The 15965-nt window shown below is 56.6% G+C and carries 11 protein-coding genes; 4 read left to right on the forward strand and 7 right to left on the reverse strand.

What is annotated here, in order from left to right; translation table 11 throughout:
- Window positions 1-52: 52 nt before the first annotated feature.
- From QWU00_RS05450 to QWU00_RS05465, 4 genes are all read left to right on the forward strand, one after another.
- The gene (locus QWU00_RS05450) at window positions 53-1423 is read left to right on the forward strand and encodes an amidase (RefSeq protein ID WP_035381266.1); all 1371 of its coding nucleotides are present in this window, start codon (window positions 53-55) and stop codon (window positions 1421-1423) included.
- A 111-nt stretch (window positions 1424-1534) separates the two neighbouring features.
- Window positions 1535-2917, forward strand: a complete 1383-nt coding sequence (locus QWU00_RS05455) for a S41 family peptidase (RefSeq protein ID WP_052051438.1) — start codon at window positions 1535-1537, stop codon at window positions 2915-2917.
- 262 nt (window positions 2918-3179) lie between these two features.
- Window positions 3180-3746 (forward strand): ferritin-like domain-containing protein, encoded by a 567-nt coding sequence (locus tag QWU00_RS05460; protein ID WP_035381268.1) that lies wholly within the window; start codon window positions 3180-3182, stop codon window positions 3744-3746.
- A 218-nt stretch (window positions 3747-3964) separates the two neighbouring features.
- Window positions 3965-4729, forward strand: coding sequence for an SDR family NAD(P)-dependent oxidoreductase (locus tag QWU00_RS05465; protein WP_035381269.1), 765 nt, complete (start codon window positions 3965-3967; stop codon window positions 4727-4729).
- A 132-nt stretch (window positions 4730-4861) separates the two neighbouring features.
- Here the strand turns inward: QWU00_RS05465 and QWU00_RS05470 are convergent, their stop codons facing one another.
- The 7 genes from QWU00_RS05470 to QWU00_RS05500 form a co-directional block, all read right to left on the reverse strand.
- Window positions 4862-5794, reverse strand: a complete 933-nt coding sequence (locus QWU00_RS05470) for a serine hydrolase (RefSeq protein ID WP_231551814.1) — start codon at window positions 5792-5794, stop codon at window positions 4862-4864.
- Window positions 5795-5894: 100 nt separating this feature from the next.
- Window positions 5895-7970, reverse strand: coding sequence for a S9 family peptidase (locus QWU00_RS05475; protein ID WP_035381272.1), 2076 nt, complete (start codon window positions 7968-7970; stop codon window positions 5895-5897).
- Window positions 7967-9232 (reverse strand): serine hydrolase domain-containing protein, encoded by a 1266-nt coding sequence (locus QWU00_RS05480; RefSeq protein ID WP_035381274.1) that lies wholly within the window; start codon window positions 9230-9232, stop codon window positions 7967-7969. The genes QWU00_RS05475 and QWU00_RS05480 overlap by 4 nt, the downstream gene beginning before the upstream one ends.
- Window positions 9229-11673 (reverse strand): penicillin acylase family protein, encoded by a 2445-nt coding sequence (locus tag QWU00_RS05485; RefSeq protein WP_052051439.1) that lies wholly within the window; start codon window positions 11671-11673, stop codon window positions 9229-9231. The genes QWU00_RS05480 and QWU00_RS05485 overlap by 4 nt, the downstream gene beginning before the upstream one ends.
- A gap of 1 nt (window position 11674) precedes the next feature.
- Window positions 11675-12940, reverse strand: a complete 1266-nt coding sequence (locus QWU00_RS05490; RefSeq protein WP_231551815.1) for an FAD-dependent oxidoreductase — start codon at window positions 12938-12940, stop codon at window positions 11675-11677.
- A gap of 108 nt (window positions 12941-13048) precedes the next feature.
- Window positions 13049-14230 carry a serine hydrolase domain-containing protein gene (locus tag QWU00_RS05495; protein WP_035381276.1) on the reverse strand — a complete coding sequence of 394 codons (1182 nt, stop codon included), beginning with the start codon at window positions 14228-14230 and terminating at the stop codon, window positions 13049-13051.
- Window positions 14227-15840: a serine hydrolase gene (locus QWU00_RS05500; RefSeq protein WP_231551816.1), complete on the reverse strand. Its 1614-nt coding sequence runs from the start codon at window positions 15838-15840 to the stop codon at window positions 14227-14229. The genes QWU00_RS05495 and QWU00_RS05500 overlap by 4 nt, the downstream gene beginning before the upstream one ends.
- Window positions 15841-15965 lie beyond the last annotated feature (125 nt).

Consider the following 15965-nt stretch of genomic DNA (forward strand, 5'->3'; position numbering starts at 1 on the left):
TTATAGAAGCCATCATCTGTCCGGCTTGCCCATTCCTTCTGGAGCCCATTCCATGCCTGAGCCCTCAGCCTCTCTTCTGCACACAGCCCGCGCTCTGGCGGCAGGCTCCACCACCAGCCGGAACCTCGTGGAGCAGGCTCTGGCCCGCATAGCCGACCCGGCAGGCGAAGGCACACGCACCTTTACGGAAGTGCATGCAGAACAGGCCCGCGCCACGGCTGATGCCTATGACGCACACCGCAAGGCGGGAAATGCCCTGCCATTTCTGGCGGGTATTCCTGCGTCTGTGAAAGATCTGTTTAATGAGGAAGGGAGTATCACCACCGCAGGGTCCCGCGTGCTGGCTGATGCCGCACCCGCGCAGCAGGATGCGCCCGCCATTGCCAACCTGAAGCAGGCCGGGCTGATCTCCATTGGCCGCACCAGCATGACGGAATTTGCGTTCTCCGGCGTGGGTATCAACCCGCACACCGGCACGCCCGCCAACCCGTGGGACCGCCCAAACCGCCGTATTCCGGGTGGCTCTTCTTCCGGTGCGGCCATTTCCGTCACAGATGGCATGGCCGCCATTGGTATTGGCAGTGACACCGGGGGCTCCTGCCGTATTCCCGCCGCCCTGACGGGCCTTGTGGGTTACAAACCCACCGCAAGCCGCATTTCTACCCAAGGCACGGTGCCGCTATCCTTCACGCTGGATTCCATTGGCAGCCTTGGCCACACCGTGTCCTGCTGCTGGGCGGCAGACCGCGCCCTCTCCGGGCAGGAGGTGACGGCAGCAGACGCCCCTGCGCCGGATGCTCTCTCCGCCCCACGGCTGGGCGTGTTGCAGACCTACGTGCTGGACGGCATGGATGAACCGGTCTCCACCGCCTATCATGCTGCCCTGCGCAGGCTGGAACAGGCCGGGGCTGTGCTGGACGATGTGCATTTTCCAGACCTTGCCACGCTGCCGGAACTGAACCGGCTGGGCGGGTTCCCTGCCCCGGAATCCCTGACATGGCATGCAGACCTGATTGCCCATAAAGCTGATCTGTATGATCCCTTTGTGCTGAAACGGATTTTACGCGGCAAGGAACAGAGTGCTGTTGATTACATCACCCTTATCCGCAACCGGAATGCCCTGATTGCCAAGGCAGCGCAAGTTCTGGGGGGGTATGATGCCATTCTGATGCCGACCGTGCCGATTATTGCCCCCCGCATGGCGGACCTTGCCGAGGATGACATCTACACACGCACAAACCTGCTGCTACTGCGCAACCCGACTGTAACCAATTTTCTGGATGGATGTGCCATCAGCCTGCCATGCCATCCGGCAGGCACGGCCCCCGTTGGTCTGATGGCCATGGCCCTGCACAATCAGGACTCCCATTTATTCCCGCTTGCAGCCTGGATGGAACAGGCTTTGCAAAGCAGCCGCACATAATACCTTACCAGCCGAAGAGAGATGATTTTTTCATGACAACACAGAACAGGTGATGCCAAACAGCATTTCTGGTGCATCATCTTTCTGAATACTGAACAGGAAAGCGCTCTGATGCCTCGCTCGGTCAAAAACATCGCCTGTGTTTCTGCTCTTTTGGCCTGCGCCCTGATGCCGCAGGCAGCAGGGGCACAGCAGACCGGGTGGAAAAAAACCGATACTGCAAACAGCTATGACCTCACCATCACACACCACCCCGAGGGTGACGCATCAGATGATACCATAACGCTGCACAGTGGCACTGCTCCACCGGATGCTTTTGCCGCTGCCAGCCACGCCGCTCCCGCCACGGGGCGACAGGGAAAAGCCGTTCGCCTACAGGGCATTTTAACCACAGATAGTACCGCTACCGGCGCAGCGTTATGGATAGCCGCCTATGCAGGCACAAAACAGGTTGCCTTTTCCAACACACAAGCTGCCCCTGTGCCCGCCAGCAGCCAGAATGTGACACGCACAACATTGGTTCTGATTCCGCGTGACGCGACCAGACTTGTGTTTGGCGTATTGCTGAAGGGAAAAGGGAAAGTAACTGCCAGTTCCCTAACATTATCCGCGCTTGATGATGAAAAACTGCCAGATGGCACCCCCCTGCCGGAAGCTGTCATGCAGAAAGCGCTGTCTGATATTAAAGAAAATGCGGTCAATGCGTCACACATTGACTGGAAAACAGAAACACCGCGCCTGCTTGCCCTCTCCCACACAGCGCTCCTTGCCGATGTTTATGCGAACCTCAGATTACTTATTAAAAATCTTGATGATCACCATAGCGTTGTCATCCCGCCGTGGAAAAAATCGGGCTTTGAACAGATGTGGCGTGCTCCCCCTGAGGCCAAAACCCTTTCCGCTGGCATAAATACAATTGGTCTGACAGGCTTTACCCCACACTCACCGCAAGAGATGTCCGCTTACAGGGACGCCCTTCTCTCCACCATTCGGTCCCTTGCCCCCGCCAAAGGGTGGGTGCTTGATCTGCGGAAAGATCAGGGGGGCAACATGTGGCCTATGCTTGCCGGTCTCAAACCGTTTCTGGGTGATGCGCCCTTGGGATATTTCGTGACCACATCAGGCGAAAAATCGCGCCCATGGAAAGAGACCCTGCCCATAGACCATCAGGACATGGCGCAGCCTGACCTTTCCACAATCCCCGTTGCTGTCCTGATTGGTCCCCATACCGCAAGTTCAGGCGAGGCCGTTGCCATCGCCTTCAAGGGGCGCCCCAACACTCGATTTTTTGGAACCCCTACGGCGGGCCTGACATCCAGCAACCGTACATTCAGGCTACCGGATGGCGGTATCATGCCTATAGCCACCAGTTTTGAAGCAGACCGAACGGGCGTGATTTACAAGCACGGCGTAGAACCTGACGAACATATAGAGGATGAAACAGCTACAATTCAGGCTGCAACTTTATGGTTACACAACCTGACAGTGCCTTAGAAACGGCGGCCAACACCACAGCACGAGCACCGAGCACCGAGCACCGAGCACCGAGCACCGAGCACCGAGCACCGAGCACCGAGCACCGAGCACCGAGCACCGAGCACCGAGCACCGAGCACGCCCCTGCCGTGAGAGTTCCTGAAACGCCAGTCACAAGAGCGTTAAAAAAAACCTGCAACCATTCCGGCTTGAGCCTGTTGTTAAAAGCGAAATGTCCTGCAATGCGGGATTGAAATCTATTTTAGACAGGAGAATGCTCCATGGCGCAAACAACAGAAAATACGTTTCTGACAGACGTACAGACCCTGCGCGAACGGGCCCAGAAATCCATTGAGAAAGGTGCTGTCACCCCCACTTATGAAGGCGATGTGCAGACTGCCATTGATCTTTTGCAAACCGTAGTGGCAACCGAACTTGTGTGCGTGCTGCGCTACACCATGCATTCCATTTCTGTTGAAGGGCTGACCAGCGAGAGCGTTACCGAAGAATTTGCAACGCATGCCAAGGAAGAACGCGCTCACATGCTGGCGGCAGCCAACCGCATTGACCAGCTTGGAGGCACCCCGAATTTTGACCCGGAAGGTCTGGCCACACGCTCCGCCAGTGAATACGGCAAAGGGGGCAATCTGGTAGAAATGGTGCGCCAGAATCTGGTAGCCGAGCGCCTTGTTATTGAGCACTACCGTGAACTGATCCGCTATTTTGGTGACAAGGACCCCACAACCCGTATCATGCTGGAACGGATTCTAGCCGAAGAAGAAGAACATGCGACAGACATGCATGATCTGTTGGTTGCGCATGAGGGCCGCCCTTTCCTGAAAGAATAACAGGACGACATTTTCAAACCCCGGTTTGTAAAATACGCAGTTGAAGACGGCAGTAAATTTTTGAGACCGGAAAGAGGGACTTGACCGTGCAATGATGGATTATTGCAAGACAAGCCCCACGCAACCGGCCTTAAAAAGACACTCCAAAACAAACCTGCCAGATTGTGCAAACTGCGTCTTGCATTCTCCATTTTATTATCAGGAATGAGTTGATTATTATGCCAACAAACGCAACAGAAGGCCGGGTTCAGGGCAAGGTTGCCGTTATTACCGGAGCAGCCCGTGGTATGGGCCGCGCTACTGCGGAACGCTTTGCGCGTGAAGGGGCAAAACTGGTTCTGAACGATCAGGACCAGGGCCCGCTGGATGATCTGGTGCAGCAGCTTGAAAATATCGGCGCACAAGCCATTGGGGTGGCTGGCGATGTCTCCAGTGAAGCCGATATCAAACGGCTTATGGAAGAAGCTGTCAGTACCTTTGGCGGCATTGATATTCTTGTGGCCAATGCAGGGATTATTCCGGAAGCTGATCTTGCCTCCGCCACGGTTGATTTGTGGGACCACACCATGGCGGTTGATGGCCGGGGTATGTTTTTAAGCTGCAAATACGCAGCCGCCGAAATGGTCAAAGCGAGCAAAGGTTCCATTGTCTGCCTGTCTTCCATTTCTGCCTTTGCGGGCCAGAAGGGGCAGGCTGTTTATGGCCCTGCCAAATTTGTAGCGTCTGGCCTTACGAAGCATCTGGCCATTGACCTTGCCAGCCACGGTGTGCGCGTAAATGCCGTAGCCCCCGGCACGATTGATACCCCAGCCGTAGCCGGATTGGGGAAAGATGGTATTGAAAAGGTTGTTAGCATGCACCCGCTGGGTCGTATGGGAAAACCGGAAGAAGTTGCCAACGCCATTCTGTTTTTGGCATCAGATGAAGCCTCCTTCATCACCGGCGCGGTGTTGCCGGTAGATGGCGGGTATCTGGCGCAATAAGCCTGTCGCTACGCCAGCGTTTGCTGGTGCTATCAGCAGTTTGAAGTCTTCGCCGCCTACCCTGCTATCGCTACAGACAATTTCTGCTGCCTCTCTCGCGCTGTTTCTGAAACGCAGGTGAGAGAGGGCACTTCAGGGGGCGGAGGCTGTCTGCTTCAGAAAATACGCGTAGGTCTGGCTGGACAGAGTATTCAGAACCTTGATTCCGGCCTGTTCATCGGGCAGGCCGGATGTCAGCACAACCAGAATATAGTGTCTGCCGTTGGGAAGCGTGACAATGGCGGCATCATTCCGCACGCCATGAACCCACCCCGTTTTGTGGGCCACAGGTGTTCCTGCGGGTAAACCGGGGGGGATGATATCATTGAACTTCTGGCCCAGCATGATCTGCACCATGCTCTGGCTTTGCGCTTTCCCCACAATCTGCCCGTTATCCAGCTTCTGCAAAAACGCGCCCAAGCCTCGTGCCGATACCTGATTGCGGATGCCTTTATCGTTCGCGTCAAAATCTTCAATCATGCGGCCGAAAACAATACCGTCCAGCCCTTGGGCTTTCACAACCGAACGGATAGGCATTACACCCAGTTTTTCTACCATCAGATTAGTGGCCAGATTGCTGCTGTATTGGATCATGACCCGCAACAGTTCTGAAACCGGCACGGGCTTGCCTGCCTGCGCGTAAAGAGGATCATAGGAATCCTCCTTCTGATCTAATGCAAAGGTTCCTGTACCCACCAGAGAATGAAAGCGGTTATGGACCGTAACAGTATCCTGCGGGTGCAGGGTACCCTTTGTAAAGGCATCATACGCTGCATCCAGCACAAACAATTTGATGGTGCTGGCCGCGTTGATCAGATCATCACAGTTCAGGCACACTGCCGGAGAGTAACCACTCAGGGCTGCATAAACAGCAAAATGCCCCGGTTGCGCCTTCACGGTTTTGGAGATGCTCTGCGCCAATGGCCCCTCAGCCGGAGCAGACGCGGCATGGGCGGATACAAACGGGAAAAACGACCCCACAAGAAAAGTGCCAGCCAGAACCGCATATGTTTTCAGGTTCTTCATAAACATAGGTCCGCCTTTCTCCGTTATGCACCCACCCCGTGCGCCTTATGGCTTAGTGGTGCATTCTATTCCGTCTTCACTCTCAACACGCCGGGCGCTCTCAATGCGTGTGCGGACCGAGCGTGCGCGCAAAGAACGTATCCATCCACACATAGGCCGCAAGCCAGTCCTGCATGCGAAGAAAAGCATGGCGTTCATTGGGGAAGGAATGTTCCTCATAGGGAACTCCCTGTTCGGACAACAAGTTTGCCAGCATGGTGGATTCCTTAAAATCCACGTTGTAATCATCATCCCCATGCACCAGCAGAACAGGCGCATGCCAATGGGCGATATCCGCCACGGGGGAGGACTGCCATTCAAGATCATGCGCCGCCTTGTTCTGGGCGGGAGAAAGACCGAACTTATCGGGGCGTGTCATGTCATGTACGCCATGAAAATCCGCCCCGGCCGCAAAGACATCACTATTACGGGCAAGCGCCAGCGCAGTCAGATAACCGCCCCAGCTTCCACCCCATATGCCAATACGGGCAGGATCAACATCTGGCCGGGTTTTGAGATAGGTGGCAGCGGCAAGCACATCCCTGTATTCACTGGCTCCCTGCCGGCCAATGTCCGGTGCAGTGCGAAATGCCTCTCCATACCCGGTGCCACTGCGATAATTGACGGAAAGCACCACATAGCCCTGCGCGGCCAATGTCTGGTTCATGGCATAGGCATTGGAATAATAGCCCATGCTGTTGAACGCAGGCAGCATCTGCCGGTGCGGGCCACCATGCACAAATACCAGCGCTGCACGGGGCGTTTTGGCATCACCCTCTGGCACAAACAACTGCCCATGCACCTCTCGGCCATCCGTGCTCCGGAAAATAACGGTGCGGGGTGTCACAAAATGCGTATTTGCAGGCAGTTCTGGCACAACGGGCGTATGCTCCGTATGCCCCTGCGCCAACAGAACCGGGTGCGCTGTTTGCGTGGCGCTGGCTGCCATCACGCCCACACTGCCGCCTGCAAGGGCGAGGTCTGTCTCCATCGCCTCACCCTGCGTCAGGCGCTGGGGTGCGGCGCCATCCAGCGTTTGCCGCCATGCATGCCAGGCATCAACATTGCCCGCATTACTGGTATAGAAAAGCGTTTTTCCATCAGAAGACAAACGATAGGATGAGACTTCAGCTTTGTCTGGCGTCAGACACTGTGGTGAGGCCGCCGTGGCTGTTTCCACACGACAAACACGCATCCATCCGCTCCCTTCCCACGGGAAGAGCAGATGCGTGTTATCAGACCACAGCAGGCCACTGCCTTCTGGTGCAAAAAACCGTCCGCCATGCCCTGCAGGCGGTGTCCACACCACATGATCTGTATTGGTGGTCAGATCATAAACATGCAGGTTCCAGAAGGCTGCTTTTGGCAGGCTCTGGTATGTAAGCGGCGTGTGCTCGCGCACAAACGCTACAAACCGACCATCTGGAGAGAACGTTGGCAGGCTATCCTGCGCCAGTGCCGGAGCAAGGAACGCCATGGTCGCGGGTTTAAGACGCCACACGCCCACCAGCGCATGTGTGCCACGGTCAAGTGTGAACGCCAGCGCCGTACCATCCGGTGCCCATTGCAAAGAGGTCAGACTGCCGCGCACAGTCATGACTTCCTTTGCCGCACCACCAACAGGCGCTAAAAATAGGGACCCTTTCTGCGTGAAGGCCAGCATCTGTCCATCTGGCGAGAAGGTGGGGTTCCAGCCCTCGCCCATCTGTATTTCGTTGCCGCCGTCCAACACCAGATGCACGGTTTGATGGGTACCAAAAGCGGAAAGATTGGGGTTGGGAGAGGGATCATCTGGATATTCCGGGTCTCCGCCCTCCACATAGGCCAAGGTTTTCCCGTTAGGAGAAAGAGCCAGGCCCCATAAATCTGTTCCATCATCCTGCGTAAAATGGGTCAGCGCCTTGGGTGCGCCAGTGGCATCTGCGGCCAGAATGTTGCGCACACCGTTGCGTTTTTCGACCCATGCAAACCGATCAGCCTTGCTGGCCCCCACCAGATCCGTTGCAAACGGTAGCGCCAGAAGTGCCTTGATCTGCTGGCGGGCTCCGGCTTCATCAAAAGGGCGTGCCTGCGCCGGGTGGGTGCTGCAAAGCGCGCCTGCAAGCAGGGCAACAGCCAGAGGGAAACGACGCATCATGGCTGCACTCCTGCCAATGCTGTGAAAATTTTCTCTTCCACTCTGGAAAAAGACGAATACTGGCCGGGGCGCACCTGATCATAATCCGGAAAGCCATCAGCCGCGAACAGATAGGCATCACCATTTTGCGGGTTATACCAGAAACCAGAATGCAGTCCGTAAGCATCCCCCAGATGCCCACGTAATCCGCCCTTATAACCGGGATATGGGCTATCAGGCTTTCCATTGGTGTCTTTTGCGCCTGTAAGCACAAACAGGCTCAAACCGTAGGCACTTAACGGATATGGGCACTCGCCATTTTTGCCGTCAAACTGCCATGTGGGTGTTTCCATGGCCTCAATGTTCTGCGGGGCAAGCAGCCTGACACCATCCAACGTGCCCCGCTGGATCATGAACTGCGCCAGACGGGTCAAACCCTGCACGGAAATGCGTAAGCCGCCCTGCGGAGAAAATATGCTACCGTTTCTTCCAATTTTGTAAGCCTGCAGGGAGTCTGCATTCCATCCCTTGAGCGGCTGGCTGTCCACTTTGGCCTTATAGCCTGTTGGCAAATGCTGATAAATTGTGGCCAGACGCTCCGGGTGTTCCAGTTCCGCCACGTTGTAGCCGCCATCAATTTTCAGCGGTTCCAGCACATGGTGTTTCTGATACTGGTCAAACCGTTCTCCGCTGACCCGCTCCATAATGGTGCCCACAAGCCCGTAGCAGAGGTTGCAATAGGTAAAATACGTGCCGGGCGCATGCCCGTCATGATAGGAAAAATGATAGTCCTGACTGCCCGGTTTGTGTGTTTTATCAAAAAAACTGCTTGCCGGTTTATCGGGCAGCAGAACATAGACATCTGCATCCCGAATGGATGATGTATGGTTCAGCAGCATCCGCACGGTAATGGGCGTATTGGGAAAATCCGGATTACGTAGCGGAAAACCAAGATACTCCGATGCATCATGATCCAGATTGATCTTGCCCTGCTCCACCAGTTCCATAAGCCCGATGGTGGTCACCACCTTGGAGATGGACGCGATACGGAACAGAGTTTCTTGCCCAACCGGAACAGTCTGTTCACCATCACGTCGCGCAAACCCGCCATAATACTGATAAACAGGCTGACCATTGTGCAATCTGACCGCCGCCAGCCCCGCCAGAGGCCGCGCTTCGGCCTGTGTCAGCACGGCATCCATGGCTTTGTCTGTCGGGCTTTCCGCCAGTGCTGCTGTTGTGGACAGCGCGAGCACCAGAGCGGAACAGACAGCGTATTTCATGGTGTTTTTCCTTTTGGATACAACACGGCATGGTGTCTGGCTGCTGCCTGCACGGCACTTGCAGAAAACACCAGAGGCTGCATGGCCCCCTTCAGCCATGGTTGCAGGAAATCCTCATAATGTCCGCTATCTGGCAAGGCAGACTGGCCCGGAAAATTGAGGAACAGGGAATGGTCCCATGCCCCAACATCACACACCATCAGATAACTGGCCCCGCCTGTTACGGCATACGGATTCTGCCCATGCGCCAGCGCTTTTTGTGAAAGATCAGGATTATACCAGCGGGCCATAACGGTGTAGGGGTCGCCCCCACTATGGGTTATTTCGCCGCCTATGGGCAGAAACGCCTTTGCCACAGCCTCCACAGCATGAAGCGGGTGCCGCAGTTGCAGCGTATGCAACGTTCCCCATTGCCATGCGGCGGCGACTGGCCCCATACGGTCACGCGCTTCTGCCACAGCCTGTTGAAAAGCCTTGACCAGCAGGGCATCCCTTGCTGCTTCCGGTTTATCCCCAACTCTGCCGTCTGGTTTCTGAAGGAAGGCCAGAAGCACGGACGCATTGAGCGGTTGTGGCAGAAGCGCGCGCAGATTTTCCGGTACCAGCGCCTGATAGAACAGGGTGTTCAGCCGTGTCCACCACACTTCATACAAAGCTGCTGCGGCACTCGTGGCCTCTACGCGGCCATCCCACCGCCGCAGCAGGTCCGCTTCTGCACGGATATCAGCAGGCACGTCCGGCAGCAGCTTCACAACGGAAAGCGCAAGGTGGGAAAGCGTGTCATGTTGCAAAGCCACACTCTGCGCCAGCGTGGCATGGGGTGACGCTGCCAGAACCTCTGCAACGCGGTTGTACCGGTAAGGATCTTTCCATTCATAACTGACGCAGCGCTGCTCGTACGGATAATCCGCTGGCAGGTTAAGTTCATTGGATGTTCCAAACCAGCCACGTGCCGGGTTGAAGCTGTTCGGCAGCGCATCCAGCGGCTGAAGGCCTTTCCAGTCATACCGCCCATCACCCGGGGCGGGCATCAGCCCATCATAACCGCCTGAGCGCTCTGGCAGGCCACCGGCGGCCTGCCAGCCAATGTTGCCCGCGGTATCGGCATAGGTGAAATTGGTCGGGCTGGTATGGAGTTTCAAAGCTTCGCGGAAACTGGTCCAGTCCTGCGCCAGATTGATGCCGATATTGGCCAGCATGCCATTGGCCTCCGGATACAGCCATGTGGCGGAGACTGCCACGGCTCTGTTCCGTGCCGCATCTTCTGAAACAACCGGCCCCTGCGCCGCGTAACGAAGTGTGACCGTGCGTGCGGCTTCACCGCGCACGGCAATGGTTGTTTCCATCCGTTCCATCTCCACCCAGCGCCCATTATGGAAATAGCGCTCAGGGTGAGCAGGATGCGTGCGCAGAATGAACAGATCTTCCTGATCAATATGAAAGTTGGTTCGCCCAAAGGCGAAATGTGCCGTATGCCCCTGCATGACACCCGGCATACCCGCAGACCCACCCCCAATAACATCCAGCCCCGGTGCCGTGAGGTGAATAACGTGTCTGGGCCCCGGTGAACCGAAACTGAGATGCGGATCATTTGCCAGAATAGGGCGGCCTGTTGCCGTGCGGGTGGGGGCAATCACCCATGCATTGCTGCCCTCGTTAGCGCGCCGGTGATCGTCCTCACTGGCAGACGGGGGCGCATGCAGGCCCGAAAGCGGCAGGCTGGCCTGCAAAACGCCAAACAGGCCAAGGTCCTGTTCTGTTACGGCATGGACATCCAACCCGTCTGGTACCCGGAGCGTATGGGCCGGGCGCAGTGGCATGATCAATGCATCGTAATCCAGCGCACCCTGCGCCGCCAGACGGGCGCGGCGGATTTCAGCCTTGGTGTTGCCGGTGGCCTCCGCCCGTATCCGCACCAGATCAAGCACATCCCACTGCAACGGCTGGTAGGAAAAAATGGTGAATTCCGGGGGCAGTTTCTCGCCAGTGGCACGGGCCTGTTCAAGATAGGCGTTGATACCCGCCACATAGGCGCGGGCACACGCCTGCACCGTGGGCGGAAGTGCTGCAAATTCCGCCTGCGCATCCCCCCTGAACAGGAAAAGCCTGTTTGCGGTATCAGACGGCACAAAATCAGGCCCGAACACTTCCGCCAGCCTGCCAGTAGACCGCCGATAATCAAAATCAAGCTGCCACAGCCTGTCCCGCGCGATCAGATAGCCGTTGGCAAAAAATGCATCCGACACGGACGCGGCGCGCACATGTGGCACACCCCATTGATCTTCAAACACCTCCACCGGTGCATCCAGCCCCGCCAGCCCAACCCTACGGGAAGGCGTTTCTGTGCGGGCCAGAGCTCGGGCGGCACCCCCTACCAAACTGGCAGCAACACCCCCCAGTAGAAGATGGCGGCGGGAAAGAGCGGTGGGGTGATGTGTCATGTTACGGTTGCATCCCTTCAACAAGATCCCGGATTGTCAGCGCGGAGCCGCCGGAAAGCGTAAACCCCAAAGCACCATGCCCAACATTGAGAAGCAGATTACGCCATTGTGTCTGCCCCACAAGGGGAACACCCGTTGGCGTGGCTGGCCGCATACCTGCCCATGTCGCGGCGGAACTATACGGCCCGGCTGCCGGAAGTGTTTCCTGTGCCAGACGTTTCAGGGAGGCAATACGGCGCGGATCAAGCGTGGCATCCAGTGCGCCAATATCCACCATGGCGGCAATGCGCAGCCGCTGCCCCAGCCGCGCGTACACCACACGGTTATCATAATCTGTCACGCTTACATCAGGCAAAACCGCCGGATCAGCCCCCACGGTCAGGCTGTATCCTTTCAAACCGTAGAGCGGCAGGTTGATACCCAGAGGGTACGCCATGGCACGAGAAGAAAGCCCTGCGGCCAACACAACCACATCTGTCTGCTGGGGGATGCCATCCAGAAGAACGCGGCAACGGTCCGCGCCATTTTCCTCCAGTGTGGCATTACCTTTTACATGATGAAAATCCTTGCTTTTCTGCAAGCCTTTAAGAAGGGACTGACAGAACAGATAGCAATCAGCCACTTCATCATCAGGAGAAAAAATGCCCCCTGCCAGCACAGGGGCAAGGCCCGCAAATGCTGGCTCCACCCGCGCGCATTCTGCCGGGCTCAACACCTGCTCCTGCTGCGGGTTACTGACCGCTTTGGCCGCTTTGGAAAATTTGTGTGCGTTCCGATACACAACCAGTTTTCCGGGCTGCCGCCACAGAAAATCATCCAGCCCTTCCTGGCGCCACTGGTTCAGGGCCTGCTGGCCACGCAAGGCAAGTTTCAGAAGTCTGGCGGTATTGTTCCGGTTTGTTCGTGCATTACAGGCTAGCAGAAAATCTGCCAGCCACCGCCACTGGTGCCAGTCAAGCCGCAGTTTCAGTGAAATGGGGGATTCGGCACGGAACATCCATGAAAGCGCCTCCTGCGGCACCCCGGCATCCGCCAGAGGGCGCACATAACGATAGCTGAGTTGACCACCATTGCCAAAACTGGCCTGTTCGCCAACATGGTCCTCGCGCTCCACCAGCGTTACGCCATGGCCCGCCTGAATGAGGGCGTAAGCGGTTGTGAGGCCAATAACACCGCCCCCTACAACCGTGATTGTCCGCTTTGCAGGCATAAAAACCGCCAACCCCTTTCTAATGGTGAGCACGGGAGAGGCATGCGCAAACAACATGCTCCGAAGTGTTCCTTAGGAAAAATCTAAAAAGAGACACCTCTTCACACCATTTAAAAAATGCCGCCCCTCCATAACTTGAGGTTAACCCTGGCGGCATTCCTGCCTCTACGGCCCAGAAAGTGGCAGCCCCAACGCGTCTCCTACGGCTGTTGCAACATCATGCCGCAAATGCACCACACTGTGCCCACCATTGGGATGAACGCGGTTGGTTAGAATAAAAACATAACAGTCATTATCAGGGTCTATCCATAGGGATGTTCCCGTAAACCCGGTATGCCCGAAGGACGTGCGGGAAAGTCGGTCTCCCCGTGGTGTGGCATAAGGGGAAGCAATATCCCACCCAAAACCGCGCAGGCTTTTCTGGCCTGCAGGCTGCTGCGGGGTTGTCATGCACAGCAGCGTTGCGCGCGTAAGCGGAAAGGGGCTGGGTCGGCCAGCGCGCTTGTCCAGCAGGGCCTGCGCATAACGCGTCACATCATCCGCCGTGGAAAACAGGCCGGCATTCCCTGCCACGCCATCCATACGCCGGGCAGTGGGGTCATGCACAACGCCACGCAGCATGTGGCCATGTTCATCATATTGGGTGGGGGCAATACGCGCCTGTAGGGATGCTGGAGGCAAAAAGCCCGACTGCACCATATCCAAGGGAGCCAGAATATTCTTCTGTGCGTAAACGTTAAGCGTTTGCAGGGTTATTTTCTCAACCAGAAGGCCAAGAGCAATAAAATTGAGGTCACTGTAAATAAAACCGCTGCCTGGCGGCTGTTTGGGCACTGCCTGCATGATGCGATCCGTGGCGGCGGCCTTGCCCCACCAATCCGGATTACGCGGTAGATCCGGTTGCAGGCCGGAAAAATGCGTGAGCAGCAAACGCACCGTAATCTGCTCCTTACCGCCCGCAGCAAACTGCGGAAGATAACGGGCGACGGGGGCATCCACATCCACCAGCCCTTTTTCCACAAGCTGCATCACGGCCAGCGCAGTGATCATGGGTTTGGTGAGGGAGGCCATGTCAAACACGGTGTCCCACGTCATGGCCTCGCGCTGTGGCTCAAGACTGCGCGCGCCGAAGACACCGCGATGAATGAGGTGTCCGTGCTGCCCAACACCCCAGACTGCACCGGGACATTCCCCGTTGGTGATGGCCTGCTGTATCAGCGCATCTGCCTTTGCAAAGCGGTCAGCCTCTTGCGGTGTCTGGCAGGCAGCAAGCCCCCCTTGCGCAAGCAGAAGCGCAGAGCCTTGCAGCAGCCTGCGGCGGGAGAGAGCGGGCAAATGAACCTTCATTGATCGGAAACCTTGAGGGGATGCATGTCCTGCGCATCAAAACTGAAGTCAGACCCAACCACCTGCATGTGGAACCCTGTGACCTTGCCAGAGGTATCGCGCTCAAACTGCACGTAGCTGTCATCACTCGCGTCATTCGCGCGGTCCTGCCACTTGGCCACGAACAGATCATGAGGCAGGGCGGACAATGTGCCGGACAGGCCATTGGCCTTACTAAAACTCATCACAAGGGCGTTGTCTTTCAGAGAAAGACGGATATCCCCCCGCCAGGCATCATGATAAAGGCCGACATAGTCTTTCAGGTCTGACACCGGCAGGGAAATGAAGGGCCGCGCGGGGGAGCCCGGTCCGGTTGTGGATGCCTCTTTCGCGGCTTTCTCCTCCGCCTTTTTGACGTCATCCTGCCAGTAGGAAACCCAATCCTCAGTTTTGCCGGTGGCAATAAGGGAGCTCATGGTCAGGGCGATGGAATAGGTTGCGTGGTGATCATCATGATTGGTGAGCACGACCAGGCCCGTATTCTTTTCCGGCAACATGGAAACATAACTGACCATGCCACTAACAGTACCAGTATGCCAGACACGCTTCAGACCAAAAAAGTCCTCCATGAACCAGCCATATCCATAAGCACGGAAGTGGCTTTGTGTTTTGGTCGCACTATCAGGAAGAGGCAGCAGCGCATGAGGAGCCCATAGCGCATCCCGCTGAGCAAGACTGATGATTTTCCGGCCATCCACTGTCTGACCACCATTCATCAGGGTTTGCACCCAGCGGTTCATGCCGTTCACGCTGCACCACACGCCGCCCGCAGGGGCCATGGCGACCGATTTGCGGGCTGAGCGATCAGGCAGCACGCCATCGCTCCCCTGCCCTGCCGCAACATCTGTCTGGCCTTTAACCGGAAACGTGCTCTGGCATGCAGGAAGAGCAGCGGCATCAATCAGGTGGGTTTGCACATACTGCTCCCACGTCTGGCCGGAGATTTTTTCCACCAGCGCACCGGCCACCACATACAGCAGGTTGTTATAGGCATAATCCGCACGAAAGCGGCCCGTAAACGGCATGTAGGGAAGAGCCGCCAGAACATCCTTGCGCGTGAAGGTGCTGTGAGAGAATAGCATCAGATCTCCGGCACCCAACCCCATGCCGCTGTGGTGGGTTAACAGATCACTCACCCGAAATTCCCGCGTGATCCACGGATCAGCCACGCGAAACTCCGGCATCACATCACTGACGCGGTCGGTCCATTTCAGTTTGCCTTCATCCACAAGGGTGGCAAGGGCGGTTGCGGTAAATTCCTTGCTGTTGGAGCCGATGGCAAACAGGGTGGTGGCATCCACCTTTCCGCTTTTTTCGTCCTCAGCCTTGCGGCCATAGCCTTTTGCAAAAACAATTTTTCCATCATGGATCACGCCGACCGCAACACCGGGCACCTGAAACGCCTGCTGGGTCCGGCTGACAACATCATCAATCTGCTGTTCTGTCAGACCATCTGGCAGGGTAGCGGCATGGCCAACCGCGCCGCATAACGCCAGGAGCACGACAGCCAGGGTACCGTGCCACAGGGCCGTGCCAGCATGGTGTTTTATTCTGTTTCGTGTGCGCGCCATTGTGATGAATGCCTGCTTATGACTCATGAGAAACAAAGAACGTATAAAAATACCAAGAGCCAGAAACAGCTCCTGATATCAATAGCTATTGGAAAGGAATGAGAAAAATGTGTTCTCAAAAAGGT

This window comes from Acetobacter tropicalis (assembly GCF_030644465.1).
Lineage (GTDB): Bacteria > Pseudomonadota > Alphaproteobacteria > Acetobacterales > Acetobacteraceae > Acetobacter > Acetobacter tropicalis.

Coding starts and splice junctions, on each gene's coding strand:
- QWU00_RS05465 (WP_035381269.1), top strand. CDS start 3,965: ATGCCAACAAACGCAACAGAAGGCCGGGTTCAGGGCAAGGTTGCCGTT.
- QWU00_RS05490 (WP_231551815.1), bottom strand. CDS start 12,940: ATGTTGTTTGCGCATGCCTCTCCCGTGCTCACCATTAGAAAGGGGTTG.
- QWU00_RS05455 (WP_052051438.1), top strand. CDS start 1,535: ATGCCTCGCTCGGTCAAAAACATCGCCTGTGTTTCTGCTCTTTTGGCC.
- QWU00_RS05480 (WP_035381274.1), bottom strand. CDS start 9,232: ATGAAATACGCTGTCTGTTCCGCTCTGGTGCTCGCGCTGTCCACAACA.
- QWU00_RS05470 (WP_231551814.1), bottom strand. CDS start 5,794: ATGAAGAACCTGAAAACATATGCGGTTCTGGCTGGCACTTTTCTTGTG.
- QWU00_RS05485 (WP_052051439.1), bottom strand. CDS start 11,673: ATGACACATCACCCCACCGCTCTTTCCCGCCGCCATCTTCTACTGGGG.
- QWU00_RS05450 (WP_035381266.1), top strand. CDS start 53: ATGCCTGAGCCCTCAGCCTCTCTTCTGCACACAGCCCGCGCTCTGGCG.
- QWU00_RS05475 (WP_035381272.1), bottom strand. CDS start 7,970: ATGATGCGTCGTTTCCCTCTGGCTGTTGCCCTGCTTGCAGGCGCGCTT.
- QWU00_RS05495 (WP_035381276.1), bottom strand. CDS start 14,230: ATGAAGGTTCATTTGCCCGCTCTCTCCCGCCGCAGGCTGCTGCAAGGC.
- QWU00_RS05500 (WP_231551816.1), bottom strand. CDS start 15,840: ATGGCGCGCACACGAAACAGAATAAAACACCATGCTGGCACGGCCCTG.
- QWU00_RS05460 (WP_035381268.1), top strand. CDS start 3,180: ATGGCGCAAACAACAGAAAATACGTTTCTGACAGACGTACAGACCCTG.